General features: G+C 29.9%; 20 protein-coding genes and 1 pseudogene. 7 read left to right on the top strand and 14 right to left on the bottom strand.

The window, feature by feature from the left end; genetic code table 11:
• Window positions 1–4 precede the first annotated feature (4 nt).
• The 3 genes from infB to Mjas_RS05990 all read right to left on the bottom strand — a co-directional run bounded on the left by infB (window position 5) and on the right by Mjas_RS05990 (window position 3,096).
• Window positions 5–1,801 (bottom strand): translation initiation factor IF-2, encoded by a 1,797-nt coding sequence (gene infB / locus Mjas_RS06000; RefSeq protein ID WP_421077273.1) that lies wholly within the window; start codon window positions 1,799–1,801, stop codon window positions 5–7.
• A 306-nt stretch (window positions 1,802–2,107) separates the two neighbouring features.
• A complete protein-coding gene (cyaB, locus tag Mjas_RS05995) occupies window positions 2,108–2,665 on the bottom strand; it encodes a class IV adenylate cyclase (protein ID WP_421077272.1) in 558 nt (185 codons plus the stop codon).
• Entirely contained in the window at window positions 2,662–3,096 is a 435-nt protein-coding gene (locus Mjas_RS05990; RefSeq protein ID WP_421077271.1) for an Rrf2 family transcriptional regulator, read from the bottom strand. Before Mjas_RS05990 ends, cyaB begins: the two co-directional genes overlap by 4 nt.
• A 92-nt stretch (window positions 3,097–3,188) precedes the next feature.
• Here Mjas_RS05990 and moaC point away from each other — a divergent pair, with 92 nt between their 5' ends.
• Together moaC and dph2 are read left to right on the top strand one after the other, a co-directional pair.
• Window positions 3,189–3,650: a cyclic pyranopterin monophosphate synthase MoaC gene (gene moaC / locus Mjas_RS05985; protein ID WP_421077270.1), complete on the top strand. Its 462-nt coding sequence runs from the start codon at window positions 3,189–3,191 to the stop codon at window positions 3,648–3,650.
• A 4-nt stretch (window positions 3,651–3,654) separates the two neighbouring features.
• The gene (gene dph2 / locus Mjas_RS05980; protein ID WP_421077269.1) at window positions 3,655–4,647 is read left to right on the top strand and encodes a diphthamide biosynthesis enzyme Dph2; all 993 of its coding nucleotides are present in this window, start codon (window positions 3,655–3,657) and stop codon (window positions 4,645–4,647) included.
• A 188-nt stretch (window positions 4,648–4,835) separates the two neighbouring features.
• Here the strand turns inward: dph2 and gatC are convergent, their stop codons facing one another.
• The 4 genes from gatC to Mjas_RS05960 all read right to left on the bottom strand — a co-directional run bounded on the left by gatC (window position 4,836) and on the right by Mjas_RS05960 (window position 6,625).
• Window positions 4,836–5,075, bottom strand: a complete 240-nt coding sequence (gene gatC / locus Mjas_RS05975; RefSeq protein WP_421077268.1) for an Asp-tRNA(Asn) amidotransferase subunit GatC — start codon at window positions 5,073–5,075, stop codon at window positions 4,836–4,838.
• A 66-nt stretch (window positions 5,076–5,141) separates the two neighbouring features.
• On the bottom strand, window positions 5,142–6,014 hold the full coding sequence (gene dapA / locus Mjas_RS05970) for a 4-hydroxy-tetrahydrodipicolinate synthase (protein WP_421077267.1): 873 nt from the start codon (window positions 6,012–6,014) through the stop codon (window positions 5,142–5,144).
• 16 nt (window positions 6,015–6,030) lie between these two features.
• Window positions 6,031–6,222 (bottom strand): 30S ribosomal protein S17e, encoded by a 192-nt coding sequence (locus tag Mjas_RS05965; protein WP_421077266.1) that lies wholly within the window; start codon window positions 6,220–6,222, stop codon window positions 6,031–6,033.
• A 115-nt stretch (window positions 6,223–6,337) separates the two neighbouring features.
• Window positions 6,338–6,625: a chorismate mutase gene (locus Mjas_RS05960; RefSeq protein ID WP_421077265.1), complete on the bottom strand. Its 288-nt coding sequence runs from the start codon at window positions 6,623–6,625 to the stop codon at window positions 6,338–6,340.
• Window positions 6,626–7,041: 416 nt separating this feature from the next.
• Here Mjas_RS05960 and Mjas_RS05955 point away from each other — a divergent pair, with 416 nt between their 5' ends.
• A complete protein-coding gene (locus tag Mjas_RS05955; protein WP_421077264.1) occupies window positions 7,042–7,509 on the top strand; it encodes a hypothetical protein in 468 nt (155 codons plus the stop codon).
• A gap of 44 nt (window positions 7,510–7,553) precedes the next feature.
• Here Mjas_RS05955 and cofG read toward each other — a convergent pair whose 3' ends face one another.
• From cofG to Mjas_RS05940, 3 genes are all read right to left on the bottom strand, one after another.
• Window positions 7,554–8,690 (bottom strand): 7,8-didemethyl-8-hydroxy-5-deazariboflavin synthase subunit CofG, encoded by a 1,137-nt coding sequence (gene cofG / locus Mjas_RS05950; RefSeq protein ID WP_421078589.1) that lies wholly within the window; start codon window positions 8,688–8,690, stop codon window positions 7,554–7,556.
• Window positions 8,691–8,736: 46 nt separating this feature from the next.
• Window positions 8,737–9,651, bottom strand: coding sequence for a dihydroorotate dehydrogenase (locus Mjas_RS05945; protein ID WP_421077263.1), 915 nt, complete (start codon window positions 9,649–9,651; stop codon window positions 8,737–8,739).
• A gap of 73 nt (window positions 9,652–9,724) precedes the next feature.
• Window positions 9,725–10,117, bottom strand: a complete 393-nt coding sequence (locus Mjas_RS05940; protein ID WP_421077262.1) for an Rpp14/Pop5 family protein — start codon at window positions 10,115–10,117, stop codon at window positions 9,725–9,727.
• A gap of 226 nt (window positions 10,118–10,343) precedes the next feature.
• Between Mjas_RS05940 and nadC the strand changes: the two genes are divergently transcribed.
• The 3 genes and pseudogenes from nadC to Mjas_RS05925 all read left to right on the top strand — a co-directional run.
• A complete protein-coding gene (gene nadC, locus Mjas_RS05935) occupies window positions 10,344–11,195 on the top strand; it encodes a carboxylating nicotinate-nucleotide diphosphorylase (protein WP_421077261.1) in 852 nt (283 codons plus the stop codon).
• A 63-nt stretch (window positions 11,196–11,258) separates the two neighbouring features.
• A complete protein-coding gene (locus tag Mjas_RS05930) occupies window positions 11,259–11,705 on the top strand; it encodes a transposase (RefSeq protein WP_421077260.1) in 447 nt (148 codons plus the stop codon).
• Between the two features lie 49 nt (window positions 11,706–11,754).
• A pseudogene (locus Mjas_RS05925) lies at window positions 11,755–12,162 on the top strand (transposase); the annotation flags it as partial.
• Window positions 12,163–12,191: 29 nt separating this feature from the next.
• On the opposite strand, the gene priS reads toward Mjas_RS05925, so the two are convergent.
• Window positions 12,192–13,274: a DNA primase catalytic subunit PriS gene (priS, locus tag Mjas_RS05920; RefSeq protein ID WP_421078588.1), complete on the bottom strand. Its 1,083-nt coding sequence runs from the start codon at window positions 13,272–13,274 to the stop codon at window positions 12,192–12,194.
• Between the two features lie 185 nt (window positions 13,275–13,459).
• Here priS and Mjas_RS05915 point away from each other — a divergent pair, with 185 nt between their 5' ends.
• Window positions 13,460–14,230 carry an adenosylcobinamide amidohydrolase gene (locus Mjas_RS05915; protein WP_421077259.1) on the top strand — a complete coding sequence of 257 codons (771 nt, stop codon included), beginning with the start codon at window positions 13,460–13,462 and terminating at the stop codon, window positions 14,228–14,230.
• A 42-nt stretch (window positions 14,231–14,272) separates the two neighbouring features.
• Here the strand turns inward: Mjas_RS05915 and Mjas_RS05910 are convergent, their stop codons facing one another.
• From Mjas_RS05910 to Mjas_RS05900, 3 genes are read right to left on the bottom strand one after another with little or no spacing between them, the layout of a single operon-like run.
• The gene (locus Mjas_RS05910; RefSeq protein ID WP_421077258.1) at window positions 14,273–14,719 is read right to left on the bottom strand and encodes a DUF1890 family protein; all 447 of its coding nucleotides are present in this window, start codon (window positions 14,717–14,719) and stop codon (window positions 14,273–14,275) included.
• A 9-nt stretch (window positions 14,720–14,728) separates the two neighbouring features.
• Window positions 14,729–15,055, bottom strand: coding sequence for a DUF1894 domain-containing protein (locus Mjas_RS05905; protein WP_421077257.1), 327 nt, complete (start codon window positions 15,053–15,055; stop codon window positions 14,729–14,731).
• A gap of 10 nt (window positions 15,056–15,065) precedes the next feature.
• Window positions 15,066–15,449 carry a class III signal peptide-containing protein gene (locus Mjas_RS05900; protein WP_421077256.1) on the bottom strand — a complete coding sequence of 128 codons (384 nt, stop codon included), beginning with the start codon at window positions 15,447–15,449 and terminating at the stop codon, window positions 15,066–15,068.
• Window positions 15,450–15,899 lie beyond the last annotated feature (450 nt).

Raw genomic sequence — 15,899 nt, 5'->3', positions numbered from 1 at the left:
TCAATTATATGCCCCAAAACATATTATTTTCCAATTTTCTTTTTAATTCCACATATCTTTCCAAAGCCTCTTTTTCATCCCCTCTTAATTCATTCATATATTCGTGATGCAGTTTTCTAACTTCATTTTCGGGAATATCTACATAAAGTATATCATTTTCCTTTGCATGCTTTCCAAGCATAATATTTCCTTCAATTGAAATAGGAACCTGCATGCCGACTTTTGCCTCTCTTATGTTTTCCTGCTGACTATTTTTTATTTCTTTAACATATCCCAATCTTTTTCCGTCTTCTCCCATTAGCTGACTTCCTATCCTTAATGTCCCATACAAAACCTCCACTCCACATATTGCAGGTTTGCTTTTTCTAAATATACAGTTTGGAAGTATCTTTAAAATTGCAGGTTTTGTAAGTTTGTTAAAGTCATCTGATTTTAGGAGCTCCTCCATTTCTTTGAACCATTCTTCATAATCTTCAACTAATTTATATATAATATTTCCTTCAAATACCTTTATTTCTGATTTTTCCATTTCTGTTTTAGCATCTGGAAGTATCTTTGTATTAAAAGCTATTACAACGCCATTTAATGGGTTAGATTGAGCATAGGATGATGCTTCTATGATATCCTTCTTGGAAACATCCCCTACTTCTGCTTTTTTAATATTGACATTTTTCTTTCTTAATTCATTTGCAAGAGCTTCCAATGAGCCCATTGTATCGGCTTTAATAATAATTCCTTCATCATCAGTTGGTATTGCCGTTTCTTCTATTTCTTCCATAATTTCTTTTTTAGCTTCCTCTACTTTATTTTTTGGAACAATTCTCAATGGACTACCTGCTATAACACTATCTAAATCTGGTGCAGATATTTTAAGCCCTGACGCCGCAGCTACCTCTTTCACAGGTTTAAACTTATCTCTTGGGTCTCTCATCTCATCCAAAGGTTTTGGTTTTAAAAGTGCCTTAATCCTTGAAACTACAACCCCTGTTGGATTACCCACTACAAGATAATACCCCTGCTTAGCAACACCATCATATATTATGGCATCAATTGTTTTTCCAAGACCCCTCTCTTCTTTAATTTCAAGGACTGTTCCCTTTGCAGGACCTTCAACATTTAAATTTAAGTTCTGCTCCAAAAACTTCTGTGCTAAACCTGCAAGCATAACAAGTAAATCAGGAATACCTTCCCCAGTAAAAGCAGATACTGGTATGATGCTTACAGTTTTTGTAATATCCTTTACCCTTGTAAAAAGGTCTGCCTCAAAACCGAGCTCATTTAGTGGTTTTATTATATTTTCATATAATCTAATTTCAAATTCCGTTAATGCATTAGGGTGCTGTTTTGTTTCATTAGAATTTAAAACAAAAGGTCCATCAACGGAATTCCATCCTGGAACTAAATCTAATTTATTCGCTGCAACTATAAACGGTGTTTTATTCTGTTTTAATATATTAACTGCCTCAATTGTTTGGGGTTTAAATCCTTCATTTATATCAACTACAAGTATGGCAATATCTGCCAGAGCTCCTCCTCTTTTTCTCAAAGAAGTGAATGCCTCATGCCCTGGCGTATCAATTACCAAAATTCCAGGAATTGTTAAATCAGCCTTTAACATTCCAAGTAAATCTTTCGATATTCTTTTTATTGTATCCGTTGGTATTTCACTGGCACCGATATGCTGAGTAATTCCGCCAGCTTCTCTTTTTGTAATTCTTGTTTTTCTTATCTTATCAAGCAAGCTTGTTTTCCCATGATCAACATGACCTAGAACACTTACTATTGGACATCTTAAAGCCATAGAGTATCACCATCCTACATTAAAATAAAATTAAATAAATAATTGAATCAAATTAATGATTAATAAGATTGTAAATAAATAACATACATTAATTATTTTTATATTATTTAAAAATAGGGGAATGTCTAGCCAGAATATCAATCGTAAAAGAGAGATTATATTAATAAATAATAAATATTTTTAATATTTTATTATAATTATAAATTCATTAAAAATAACGGAATCACTGAGCAAATCATGGCTATTCCAATGAATATTGCCATCAATTTTCTACCGTCTATTTTTTTGTTAGATTTGGAATCTTTCTTACTCATTTTTATCCCTCAGCTCCAAATATGATGTTTTTACTAATCTGTCATTACTAATATTTAAACTTTTCATTAAATTAATAAGTTCTTTTATGGCATCCTCTTTTTCAGATTCTAATTTCACCATCTTTTCAAATTCAACATAGGTTCCAACATTTTCTACTTCATCGATAGATACCCTGATGTCATCCTTTTTGTATATTTCCCTTATTTTTACAATAGGTTCTACTGGCTTAAAACCAAGTTTTTCCAAGATTATTTTTGTAGATTCTCCATCACTCACTTGAACCTCAAATTCTTCCCTAGTTTTTGAAATATTGTCCATTTTTGGACCTTTGTATGTCATATAGCATTTTACATACTTTTCGTCAATATTCAAAGACTTTCTGATTCTAAGTGCTTCATCAGTTTCCCTAAAATCCCTATCTATACCGTTGAAGTATATATCCACTTCTTCCTTTTTAACAAGTCTTTCAAAACCTAAATCCTCTAATTTACGAATAAAATTTGGTATATCTTCTTTTTCAAGTTTTGCCTTTAATTCAACCTCTATCATAATATCACCAGTTTTTTTACATCGTCCTTTAAAACTTCTTTTAGCTTTTCAAATTCAATATTTTCTATTACAAGCCAAATAATTACATCATCATGCTCCCTTTCAAGGGTTGTAGATAAGATATTCCCTCCTATTTTTGATATCTCCGACGAAATATCTGCTAAAAGTCCTATTCTATCCTCTGTCACTATCTGAACCTTTATGGTTATTAAACTTATATATTTCTTTTCAATTAAATACTTTCCCTCCTCTGTTAAAAACACCCCGCCGTTTTTTCCTTTTTTTGTCATCACAAGCCCCAAATCTCTTAAAACCCTGATGTATCTATCTATATTTTTTGGATGTAGATTTAAATGTTCTGCAATATCTTTTGTAGTGGAATATTCAGTTAATAATTCCATTATCTTTTTTGTAGTTCCTTCAAGCTTCATTATTTCACGCGATTTTATAATTTATATACCATTAATAATATACTGCTAAGTATATAAAGAATATATAAATATTGCAAATGTGGAGGAAAATTATGCTAACTCATGTTGATGAAAAAGGCGTAAAAATGGTTGATGTGTCAGATAAAGAAGATGTTGAAAGAATATGTATTGCAAAGGGATTTATAAGGTTAAAACCATCTACGATAGAGGCAATAACTAAAAAGGAACTAATAAAAGGGGATGTATTAACAACAGCTCAGGTTGCAGGAATAATGGCAGTGAAAAATACTTCAAATATAATCCCAATGTGCCATCCATTGCCTATCACCTCCATAAATGTGGATTTTACCATACACGATGACAATATCGAAGTTGAAGTAAAGGTAAAAACCACATATAAAACTGGCATAGAGATGGAAGCACTTACTGGGGTTTCTGTTGCACTTCTGACCATCTGGGATATGGTAAAAGCCATTGAAAAAGATGAAAATGGTCAGTATCCTAGCACCGAAATATATGGAATAAAAGTTGTAGAGAAGATTAAAAACAAGTGATACAATGTGGGACTTAGAAACAGAAAGAGTAATAAGTGAAATAAAACGAAATAATGCAAAAAGAATTTTATTTCAAGCACCAGAGGGTTTAAAATTATCCGTTGAACAAGAGATAGATAAAATAAAAAAATATCTTGAAGAAGATGATGAATATAAAAATGCAGATGCAGATTTAGAGCTCATCCTATGGGGTGAAAGCTGCTTTGGAGCATGTGATTTATGCGATATTGATGTAAAATCTCTCGATGTTGATTTGATAATACACTATGGTCACGAGGAGCTCCCCTATGCTAAACCAGAAATACCAACAGTTTTTATTCATGCATACTATAAACCCGATGGTGAAAATTTAGAACTTATTATGAAGGATATTAAAAAAATTTTAAATGAATATGGAGACAATATCCTTATTGCCACGACTATACAGTTTAAAAAAATGTTAAAGGAATACAATCCTGCGGTAATACTTGGTTGTAGGGCAAACGTTGGCGAAGAAACCGCAAAAAATATGGGCAATATATTGTTTGTTGGAACAGGGAGATTCCACCCTTTAATGCTGGCATATAAATTTAAAAAACCTGTGAATATATACAACCCTGTAACTGGGGAGCTCTCCAAAATTACCGATGATGAGATAAAGAAATTTATCAAAAAAAGAATAGGGGCTATTTCAAAGTTGCTTTTAAATCCTCCAAAAAAGATTGGTGTTGTGCTTTCAACGAAAAAAGGTCAATGTCGAATAAATATTTTTAACAATATGTTGAGTCTTTTAAAAGAAAACAATATCGAATATATTCCAATTGTCCTAAACAATATCTCGCCAAATTATTTAATATACAATGTTGATGCCTATATAATATGTGCCTGTCCAAGAATAGTTTTAGATGATTATTTAAATTATAAAAAACCGCTAATAACTCCCAAGGAATTTGAAATGTATGTTAAAAAAGACTTTGAATATGAATTTGATGAAATATTGTTTGATGATTTTATATAAAATCTAAAAAATAAAATGATTTATTGAATTTATTAATTTAATGATTATGATTATTTATTTCTCTTTTCTCTTTTCATTCTTCTAATTCTCTTTTTGTAGTGCTTCCATCTCATCTGACCTTTCTTTTTCCATCTTCTTGAACTTCTTTTTATAGTACCACGCTCCTTTTTGTTTTTATATATATATTATTAATTGCTCCACTTACTTTTTTCAACGACGATATAGTCATCTTTTGTTTTTGGAGCTATGCTAAGTGCATCTTTTTTAAATGAAGTATTTGAAACGGGTTCGTCATCATCCCTTAAAACATTTTTGGTTTCAAGGATATAGTATTCTTCTTCATTTCCCAATTCAAAACTTTCAAGGACTGTTGAAAACTTTTCAACAATTTCTTCTGCCTGCTTTTGAATTTTTTCTATATCGACCATAAATATCACAAAGATTATTATATATATAGATTATGCTATTTTTTATAGTTTATTTTTATTAGTATATTATTTTTTCAATAATCCAACATCATTTAGTGCATTTTCTAATTTTAATTTATTTTCTTCGGACATGTCGCATAATGGAAGTCTTAACTCACCAGCAGGCATCTTTAACATATTCATGGCAGTTTTTATAGGTATTGGGTTTGTTTCGACGAACATTAATTTCATAAGATTAAATAGTTTATAGTGGATTTCTCTCGCCTTATCAAATTTACCTTCTAATGCGTAATCCACCATTTCAACAAATTCCTTTGGAACGATGTTTGCTAAAACGCTAATTACACCTTTTCCCCCAAGAGATATTATTGGGAGAGTCAATTCATCGTTTCCAGAAAGAATATTTATATCACAGGAATTTACAATTTCTGAGACATGTGATAAATTAGGATTAGCCTCTTTTATCGTTGTGATATTGCTGTATTCTTCATATAAATATTTTATTGTCCCTGGTTCAAGATTAACCGCTGTTCTTGACGGGACATTGTATAATACTATTGGAATATTGATGGATTCAGTCACTTTACCAAAGTGTTTCTTTAAACCTTCTTGGGTGGGTTTGTTGTAGTATGGAGTTATTAAAAGCACGGCATCGGCACTCACATCTTCGGCAAATTGGGAGAGCTCGACAGCTTCTTTTGTGGAGTTTGAGCCTGTGCCTGCTATTACCTTTACCCTTCCATCAACTGTATCAACAGTCTTTTCTATTACTTTTTGATGTTCTTCATATGTTAAGGTTGGAGATTCTCCGGTTGTCCCTACTGAGACAATACCGCTGATACCATTATCAATTAAAAAATTTATATTTTCTTCCAACCCTTCATAATATACTCCACCATCTTTAAATGGAGTTATAATTGCAGGAAATACTCCTTGCATAAAAAATCATCTCCAATTATGCACTCATTTTTTTAACTCTTGATGTAATATATCCTGCTATCCTGTTTCTGAGTCTTTTTGTAGAGATTAATGCAACTTCTTCAACAGCTTTTTTGTTTGTTTCAAAATCTGTTGTGAATTTGTCTTCGAATTTTTCCAAGAGCTCTTCTCCTGCTCTTTTTATGAATGTTTGTCTAATTCTTCCCAAAGTATCACCTTTTATTTTATTTTAATTCTTTAATTTTTTATATTGTTTTATGTTTTTAATATCGTGATTATTATAATGTCTATTAGTATAATATAATTATTATTTAAATAATTTATTATTTTTTTAATTCTTTCATCTGTATTTCTTTATTGTAATCTATAAGTAGGTTTAGTATTTTTAACGCTAAATCAGGGTTAAAATTATATTTTTCACATAATTTTCGTGTTTTTTCCTGAATTTCTCGTTCTCTTTTTTCATCATTTATGGGCATATCTAATGCCATTTTTAGACGAGCAATTTCACCTGCAAACTGAGTTCTTTCAGCCATCAATGCTATTAGTTGCTCGTCTATTTCGTTAATTCTATTTCTAATAGCGTTAAGACTATCTTTTGGGTTAGACATTTTATCTCCAATAAGATATTATTATTTAAAAATTAATTATAAGTCATGTAAAACTTGGAATATATCAAAAACATATTAAGATAAATATCTTATTTAAATTTAACTATGAGCTCCGCTATTTTGTTAAAGTATATATATGATTAGATACTAAGTGATATAAAATATAAAAAATGGATAATGATGAAAAGAGGGTTATCTGATTTATGATGATACTTACCCGACCTGAATCCATTATTAATTTTAGTTAATATTTTTAATTATTTTTTTATATTATATTATTATTAAATTATTTAATACTTGCATTATATTATGTTATATCCATAATTAAAATTAATTTTATTTATTATAAAGTATTCTAAAAAAGTATATATATGCTATTTTATTACCTTTTAACATATTTTTAAAAAGGTGGTAATATGGCAATTGATTCATATAAGAAATTAATCGAAGATAGAAAATTAAAAAATCTACATATTGTTTTAACCTCATTATTGGCAGAATTTGCACAATTGGGAATCTTAAATCAAGGAACCACAAATCTTGTAGGAAATGGAGTGGGAAAAAAAGTTGCAAGATGTGTGGAAGAAATACATTCTGACACCCCGGAAGACGAAAAAGAATTAATAAAATTTTTAATAAATTTTTGTGATATGTGTGATGATTACATAATTGAAGATGAAAAGATTGGGATAAAAATAGATAAATGTAGATACTGCCCAAAGCAAATTGGGGAGGCTGAAATACCTGGAAGTGCATGCCCCATCCCATCCATGCTTGTTGCCATGCTAAATGAATTAAATGGAAAAAAATATAAAATAAATCTATGGGATGAGAATAGATTAATAATAAAAGAAAATGGATACTGCTGGTTTAAAATTAAGTAGTTTTGCTTTTTTATTATTGCCTATCTTTTATTATCTGTTTTTTATTACTTTTTATATAAAATTTTTTCAAGCACCTTATCACTTAACCATGTTTTATTAATATATTTTTCATAAACTGGCAATCTCTCTTTTAATACATATCCAAATTCCTCAGTATATCGCCTTAACTCCTCAATCTCCGGCCATGGAGCTTCCGGATTTACATAATCTTTTGTTAATGGAGATACTCCGCCCCAGTCATCAACACCCGCAAATAAGAATAACTGACCAGTTTCAGAATTTAGATTTGGAGGAACTTGTATGGATATATCGTTTAATATTAATTTTGCCACGATTAAAACCTTCAACATTTTTAAAGGAGAAGGCTCTTTAAAGTCCTCCATAGGTATGCCTTTTTTCGACCTGAAATTCTGAATTATAACCTCCTGAATATGCCCATATTCTTCATTAAGTTTTTTAATGTCATATAATGATTTAACAATTTCCTCGTTTGTTTCACCTATCCCAATTAAAATACCTGTTGTAAATGGGATTTTTAATTTTCCAGCATTTTCAATCATTTTTAATCGTTTTTTCGGCTCTTTTCCAGGGCTGTCCTTATGTGCGATGGTTTTAAAAAGCCTTTCACTTGAATTTTCAAGCATAAGACCCATGGAAGCATTAACTTCTTTTAATAGTTTTAGTTCTTCATAATTCAGTATCCCGCAGTTTGTATGGGGCAATAATTCAGTATTATTAAGGCACCAGTCCTCCAAATCATAAAGATATTCTAAAATGCTACTGTATCCCATTTTTTTTAAATCTTCCCTTATTTTTTCGTTTTCATCAACATTTTCTCCAAATGTAAATAATGCCTCTTTACAGCCGTATTTGTCTCCTTTTAAAAGGATTTCTTTAACCTCATTTTTATTCATCAATTTATAATTTTCATTTCTAAATGTGCAGTATCCACAAACATTCCTGCACCAATTGCACAATGGAATAAATACATTTTTTGAGTATGTGATGTATTTTTTATTACTTTCAGTGTTAGTATTAGTTTTATCTTTATTATTACTTTTATTACTTTTATTATCCCATTTATTACTTTTCTCCATTTCATTTATTAAATTTAACTTATCGATTACCTCAGATGGATTATTTGAGTTTAAAAATTGCACAAATTCTTCGAATTTGCTCATTTCCTCGCTTACGCTCGGAAACTCCACAAATTCATTAAAATTTTTCTCACTCATGAGCTCCCCCTATTATATCTTTGAGTTTGAGATTCTTCTCCTTTAAAAATGCCTCCATCTCATCGCAGATTTTATTAAATATGTCGTATCCTCTGTAATAAACACCAGTTCCAACCTGAACAGCATGAGCTCCTGCCAACATAAATTCAATAGCATCATATCCAGTAGTTATTCCTCCAACTCCAATTATTGGGACATCAACTACTGAGTAAATATCATATACATTTTTTACGGCTATTGGCTTTATAGCTTTTCCCGACATTCCACCGACTTTATTTCCCAGTATTGGTTTTTGGGTTTCTATATCTATTACCATTCCAGGACCTAAGGTATTTATTGCCGTAATCCCATCAGCTCCTGCTTCAACAACAGTTTTTGCTATCTCCTTTATATCTACCACATTTGGGGTAAGTTTTGCCACAACGGGAATATTTACAGCATCTTTTACAGCAGAAACAACCTTATATGATAAATCTGGATTTTGTCCTATCTGAGCTCCGTAGCAACCACCGGCATGTGGGCAGGATATGTTTAACTCTATTAATTGCACATGGGGCTCAATAATTTCTGCAACCTCCGAAAATTCATTGGGGTCTTTTCCATATATAGAACCTATTAATTTTGCATCCATTCGTTTTAAATCATCCTTCACTCTTTCAAGTTCCTCGACATATTCCCTTACTCCTGGATTTGGAAGTCCCATGGCATTTAAGAAACCTCCCTCAACTTCAACCATTGTTGGATTGTTATGTCCTTCCCTTTTTTCCATTCCAACTGACTTTGTGCATAGAGCTCCTGCACCATTTTTTGCCATTCTTTTTAATGCACTTCCTGTTTCACCCATCACTCCAGCGGCTAAAAATACAGGATTTTTAAAATCGATTCCAAATATGCTGGTTTTTAACATGATAGCACCTTTATTTTTTATTTAGGTTAATGTTTTTAAGTTATTTTTTTAATTATTTTTATGGTTTATTGAATTATTTGGATTGCATCTCCTTTTTTCTTCTCTGAATAACTTTATAATATTCTTCATGAGGGACTTTTAAAAACTTTTTTCTTGACTTTTTGATAGTTCCCGAAACTCCTAATATTATTATATTTATTGGATGTTTTTTATATTCATTAAATAAAATAAGTGCGGACTTCACAAAATCCACTTCATCACGGCATACTCTTAAAAGACCCTTTGGATGATTATAATCAATTAACCACGGATTACTCTTTGAACAGCCCCAAACTCCATAGTAATCAATAATTGCAGTTCTGATTATATTTACTACCTCGCCTCCAGATAATTCCTTATGATAAAGAATTTTAAATGAAATATATCTTTTTTTCTCTCTTAGTGTGGGGGGAAGTGTTTTAAGCATAAGATACCACCTTATAATAATATACATAAAAGAATAATTTGATAATATTTTAAATACATACTATATATGGCTAATTATATGGCTAATCATAGAGGGCATAATGATATATTAAATGTATTTATATTCATAAATTAAAAAAATTCCAGAATTCCTTAATAAATAATTCATCACTGTTAAAATTTAATAAATAATATAAAATGGTATAGATATGTTGATTGGTGATTTTATGATAAATGAATGTGTAAAAAAACTCTTAAAAGAATCTCTTATTTATGATGTTGGTTTTGGAGATTTAACCACAGAATTGATTATTCCAAAAAACCACGAATCCAAGGCAGTAATAAGAGTTAAGGAGAATGCAGTAGTTTGTGGAATAAATTTTGTCGCGGATTTCTTGGATGATTATAATCTAAAATACAAAATCTTTGTAAATGAGGGGAGTGTCGTCCAGAAAAATGCTCATATAATGGAGATTTATGGAAATACAAAAACAATTTTAACACTTGAAAGAACAATTTTAAATTTTCTAATGCATCTGTCTGGAATAGCTACGAAAACATATCACATAGTAAAAATGGTAAGGGAAATAAATAAAAATGTAAAAATCGCCTGCACAAGAAAAACCCTCCCAATGCTATCAATGGTTGAAAAATATGCAGTTTATGTTGGGGGAGGCGATACCCATAGATTAAGATTGGATGATATGGTGATGATTAAAGATAATCACATTGAAGCCGTTGGAATCGAGAAATGCTTTAATGAGATAAAAAAGCTCAGTTTCTCAAAAAAGGTGGAGATTGAAGTAGATAATTTAGAGCAGTTAAAAGAAGTATTAAAATACAGACCAGATATTATATTGTTAGACAATTTTAAGCCTGATAATATTGAAGAAGCCCTTAATATAATAAATGAATTTGAAAATAAAAATAAATATAGACCATTTATTGAAGTTAGTGGTGGAATAAACGAAGATAATGTATTAGACTATGCAAAATACGATGTTGATGTAATATCCATGGGATGCTTAATACATTCCGCCCGTGCCGTTGATATAGGGCTGGATTTATTCAGAATTTAAAATCGCTCATCTGTATATTCCAGTTGGTAATATTTATATATTCTCAAATATATAATATTTACCATGATAGAGAATAAAGACATTATCAGGAATTTATTTCTACCAGATATAGAGAAATGTTATGAGGTAATTAGGAAAGCTAAATGGAAAGATGGAATAACTTGTCCATACTGTAATAGTAAAGAGATTTTAAAATACGGCTCTAACTCAAAGAAATCTCAAAGATATAAATGTAAAAGCTGTGGAAAATTATTCAATGACCTAACTAATACCATATTTGAACATCATAAATTTCCAGTTAATGAAATGATGTATATTTTGGCAAATATGCCTCATAAATCTACAAAAGAGATTTCTGAGGAATTGGATAGGGACTACAAAGCAGTTTTAAACTTCGTCCATGAGGTTCAAAAAATATCTGGTAAATTATCCCCTACATTGGAAGATATTATAGAGATGGATGAAATTTACATCCATGCAGGAGATAAAGGTTTAAAAAAAGAATCCTAAAAAAAGAAGTTCTCACAAAAGAGGGAGAGGAACAGCAAAATCAGGAAAACCTCCAATAATTACAATAGTAGTTCGAAAATCTAAGGAAGTTAAATTCACAGTTTTTGAAAATCTTAAAAAGTTTCCTAAAAAATTCAAGAACAGATTTAAGGATTGTATTAATGGAAAAATAAAGATATATACTGATGAATATTCTATCTATGAAAACCTACCTATATATTTAGATAATACTGTGAAAGGGCATGATTTTGTAAATCATTCCAAGCGAGAATTTGCCCGTGGAGATGTTCATGTCAATAGCTGTGAGAATAGACACAGTTTTTTAAGAAGTTATATGAGTAAATACCGAGGAGTTAGTTTCCGATGGTTACAGGGGTATTTAGACTTGTTGGCATTGAAACTAAATAATAAACAGACATGGTTATCGATATTACTTTCAACCGATATAAGAACATGAGCGTTTAAAATTAACTTAAATTTCTATGATTAATCCAATATTTCAAAATCCACGCCATGACCAAATAAAAACAATAACATGCTTGCAGGGATTTCCTTACTCCGAGTAGTGTAGGTTTTATCCTTTATTCTCAATGAATCAATCTTTTGATTTATTTTTACATTATAATATTCTTTATTGAATTTAGAAAATACTGCATGGTTTAAAGGGTTAAAATATTCCAATGAATTGTATTTTATTTCTTTAACAATAAATCCTGTATATCCATGTAAAGAACCAATTACTCTTAACAATCTAATGTCATCTTCCATAACCTTTTCATCAAGTTCCAATCTGTTTTTGGTATTTTCTATTATTGATAGTATTTTATTTTTATCATTTTCATTTTTTTTATCAATTATTTGCTTCCAATTTTTGGTTTTACTCAACTGGGTTTTTATCTGCTTATTTTTTATATTATTTAATATTCTCCTACTCCATCCGCTTCCAACATAATTTAAATTTAAATTCTTTCCCAATATATACTCTATAAAATATCGCCTTTGATACCTATCCCAATGTTCTATGGTATTTTTTATCTCCTCATCCTGCGGTTTTATGTAAATATGATATCCTCTATTTCCACTGAAAACTATTTTTAAATCATTTTTTGATAGACCAAAATCAGATATTAAAAATTCATCAATTAATATAAATGCTTGATTTTTTGCCTCCTCCAAACAGTATTTACAAATCCAGCCATCGTCCTCATGAGTGCATTTTTTTACCCTATGGACATCAATATCAAATGCCATCTCTCTTTTTAATATCTTTTTTTGAGAAGCACCGCCAATGAAATCAGGATGTTCCATATATGAGAGAGATTTATATAAATGAAATGGAGCGTTTTCCAAAACCCATTTTAAATATTCTTTTTCAGAATCGAAGGATATATTCCTATTATCTACCTTTTTTAAATATCCAAAACCTATTTCTTTATGGTGTATCTCATCAGGAATTTCCAACCATTTTCTTTTAATGGCGTAAATAAAGTATTCTTTATAATGTTTTTTTACCTCATCCAATATTTTAATTTTATTTTCGTTTAATTGCTTTTCATGTATTTTATTCATCATATTATCAATAGTTTAATTTTTTATTTTTTGGATAATTGGTATATTTAATATTGACATATCTATTTATATGCTTAATTTAAGATTACTTTAAAACATTTAAATATCAATTAAATATAATATCGTAATAATATACTAAATTATTAAACTATATTAAAAATATAATATTTATTTCTGGTGGTAAAGTGATTGAAAACATTTATAAATTGGATAACTGGAGAGCTCTAAAAATACCCCATACAGTAGAAATTGGAGATGAATCAGAACCTACAAAAACATTGATGATTGAATTTAATAAAAATAGAAAAGTATTATCTACAAGAGAGGGATTTAAAACTGTTAAATATGTTGGAAATAACTCAATACCTGTTCTATTCTGGGATAAGGTCCATAGTTATAAAGATTATGAAAAGCAGGTTTTGGAAAAGATAGGCATAAATGAAAAGGATATTGCATTGTTATCCACTGGGGCAAATATGGACAATCTTGCCGTTGCAAAAGAAGAATTTGATGAATTCTACACAATAGCATTTACAACTGCGGGAGCAAAATTTAATGCCATACGGTTGGGGGATGAAGAAGCGGATTATATCGAAAAAGACTTTAAAACCTATAAAATCGTTAATGGAAAGTTGGTTGAAAAAGAAAAAGTCGGAACTGTTAATATAATACTTATAACAAATGCAGATTTAACAGATGGGGCAATGGCAAGGGCAATTATTACAATTACCGAAGCAAAAACAAACGCATTTCAGGAATTGAACATAAAAAGCACAAAATACCCAGAATTGCAGGCTACTGGAACAGGAACGGATAATATAATTGTTGTTAAAGGATTCGGGAAAAAGGCAGACTATACGGGAGGGCATACAAAACTGGGAGAAATGATTGCAAAATGTGTTAAAAGAAGTGTAAGGGAAGCGCTGATAAAGCAGGATGAATTAACCAAAATATAAAATATACAAGTTTTATAAAAATAAATAAAATAGATTATATGGTTATAAATTTTCATTTACAATCTTTTTTAACTGCACAACAACAGGCATTGGGTTATGGAATGCCCTGGCGGTAAATGTTTTAATACCTTCTTCTTCCAAACTTTTTACAAATTCTTCGTTTATACACCTACCAAATACCAATGCAGTAGTTTTTGAACCATAAACTGTTTTATAGGTAATAATATAATTAACAGCAGCATCATTATGTGCAAAACCAATAATCATATCAACATCAAATTTATGCTTCAATCCTTCGTCTATATTTTGAAATCCAACACCTTTTAAATAATATTTTTCAGGGTCAGCTGTTTCAATCAATTTTAATGCAGCAGGATTTGCCGAAACAACCACTTCATGACCATTATTTTTTAGCATATTTAAAAGATATATAAAAGAAGGAATTAAAACAGGAGGTTCTGGACACCCCAATATAATCATTATCTTCAAAATACCACCTTACCAAAATTTTAATTTAGATAATATATTTTTACCTTCTTTATCTTTTTTATCTTCATTTTTCTTCTTTTCGCTTTTTATATATTCCTCTAAGGGGATTTTTAAAACAAAACTTCCATAACATGGTTTTGTATATGGAAATACAATATAATCTTCTTCATAAGCTATTGGAATTGGCGGCTTACCAATTAACATGACCCCTTCCACAACTTCCTCCCCAGCGTCTAAATCCCTTATGTTTTTATAATTGTTTCTGATGTATTCCGCACATTCCCTAAATGAACCTTTGTGCAATATTTCATAATTATAATTGTCGATACATGCCATACTATCCCTTCTAGTCATTTGAATATATTACGTTTATATTATATTTAGAGCTATTTATATTTTGACTATTATATATTGTGTAGTTAATAAACTTTTTTGTGTAATCATCTACGGAGCTCCGGTTTTTTACATATATACTAATATTTGTTTTAGTGTCATCATATTTCATACCTAAATATATTATCGGATAATCCGTATGAGTTCCATTGCATCCAGAATTCACAAGTGAAACAGCAGTTTTAGCCCCAACTTCTATTTTATCTAGCATCCTGTCTTTTTCGTTAAAATTATCATTTAGGAAATAATAAATTGATAAAATGGACATTACAAGTATTGCTAAAAGCAATATTGAAAATTCTAATGATAGCTGAGCTCTTTTAGATAATAATTTCATACTAACCCCAATTTAGGTTATGTAGTATAATCGTATAAAATCTACAATATTGTTTAGTTGTTAATGATATATTATATTATACTATTTATAGGTTATAACCTGTGATATCCAGATGAAAACTCACAAGTTCGGATTTTCGACAAATCCTTTGGGTTTTGTTGGTCAGAAAAAACAAAATTGAACATCTAAAAGGGGGCAATCTCTGAGCTAGTATTCCTTATGAGTTGGGAAACTTCGTCCGAAGGATAAGGGGCATGAAGAAAGGTTTTCATTCAACTCAGCCATAAGGTGGAGTAATTCATTAGATAGTATTATCTTATTTTAATTTTATATTGGGGCAGTTTGGAAATTTATATATAATATACTATATTTGTAATTAGTGCATATTACTAAACTGGATAAATATTAAGTATAAAGACTTACTATTATTTAAAAAAATAATTAAAATAT

It is taken from the genome of Methanothermococcus jasoni (assembly GCF_049075655.1).
GTDB lineage: Archaea > AGJL01 > Methanococci > Methanococcales > Methanococcaceae > Methanofervidicoccus.
This window is presented reverse-complemented; position numbering and strand designations above follow the sequence as displayed.

Coding starts and splice junctions, on each gene's coding strand:
- infB (WP_421077273.1), bottom strand. CDS start 1,801: ATGGCTTTAAGATGTCCAATAGTAAGTGTTCTAGGTCATGTTGATCAT.
- cyaB (WP_421077272.1), bottom strand. CDS start 2,665: ATGATAGAGGTTGAATTAAAGGCAAAACTTGAAAAAGAAGATATACCA.
- Mjas_RS05990 (WP_421077271.1), bottom strand. CDS start 3,096: ATGAAGCTTGAAGGAACTACAAAAAAGATAATGGAATTATTAACTGAA.
- moaC (WP_421077270.1), top strand. CDS start 3,189: ATGCTAACTCATGTTGATGAAAAAGGCGTAAAAATGGTTGATGTGTCA.
- dph2 (WP_421077269.1), top strand. CDS start 3,655: ATGTGGGACTTAGAAACAGAAAGAGTAATAAGTGAAATAAAACGAAAT.
- gatC (WP_421077268.1), bottom strand. CDS start 5,075: ATGGTCGATATAGAAAAAATTCAAAAGCAGGCAGAAGAAATTGTTGAA.
- dapA (WP_421077267.1), bottom strand. CDS start 6,014: ATGCAAGGAGTATTTCCTGCAATTATAACTCCATTTAAAGATGGTGGA.
- Mjas_RS05960 (WP_421077265.1), bottom strand. CDS start 6,625: ATGTCTAACCCAAAAGATAGTCTTAACGCTATTAGAAATAGAATTAAC.
- Mjas_RS05955 (WP_421077264.1), top strand. CDS start 7,042: ATGGCAATTGATTCATATAAGAAATTAATCGAAGATAGAAAATTAAAA.
- cofG (WP_421078589.1), bottom strand. CDS start 8,690: ATGAGCAAATTCGAAGAATTTGTGCAATTTTTAAACTCAAATAATCCA.
- Mjas_RS05945 (WP_421077263.1), bottom strand. CDS start 9,651: ATGTTAAAAACCAGCATATTTGGAATCGATTTTAAAAATCCTGTATTT.
- Mjas_RS05940 (WP_421077262.1), bottom strand. CDS start 10,117: ATGCTTAAAACACTTCCCCCCACACTAAGAGAGAAAAAAAGATATATT.
- nadC (WP_421077261.1), top strand. CDS start 10,344: ATGATAAATGAATGTGTAAAAAAACTCTTAAAAGAATCTCTTATTTAT.
- Mjas_RS05930 (WP_421077260.1), top strand. CDS start 11,259: ATGATAGAGAATAAAGACATTATCAGGAATTTATTTCTACCAGATATA.
- priS (WP_421078588.1), bottom strand. CDS start 13,274: ATGAATAAAATACATGAAAAGCAATTAAACGAAAATAAAATTAAAATA.
- Mjas_RS05905 (WP_421077257.1), bottom strand. CDS start 15,055: ATGGCATGTATCGACAATTATAATTATGAAATATTGCACAAAGGTTCA.
- Mjas_RS05900 (WP_421077256.1), bottom strand. CDS start 15,449: ATGAAATTATTATCTAAAAGAGCTCAGCTATCATTAGAATTTTCAATA.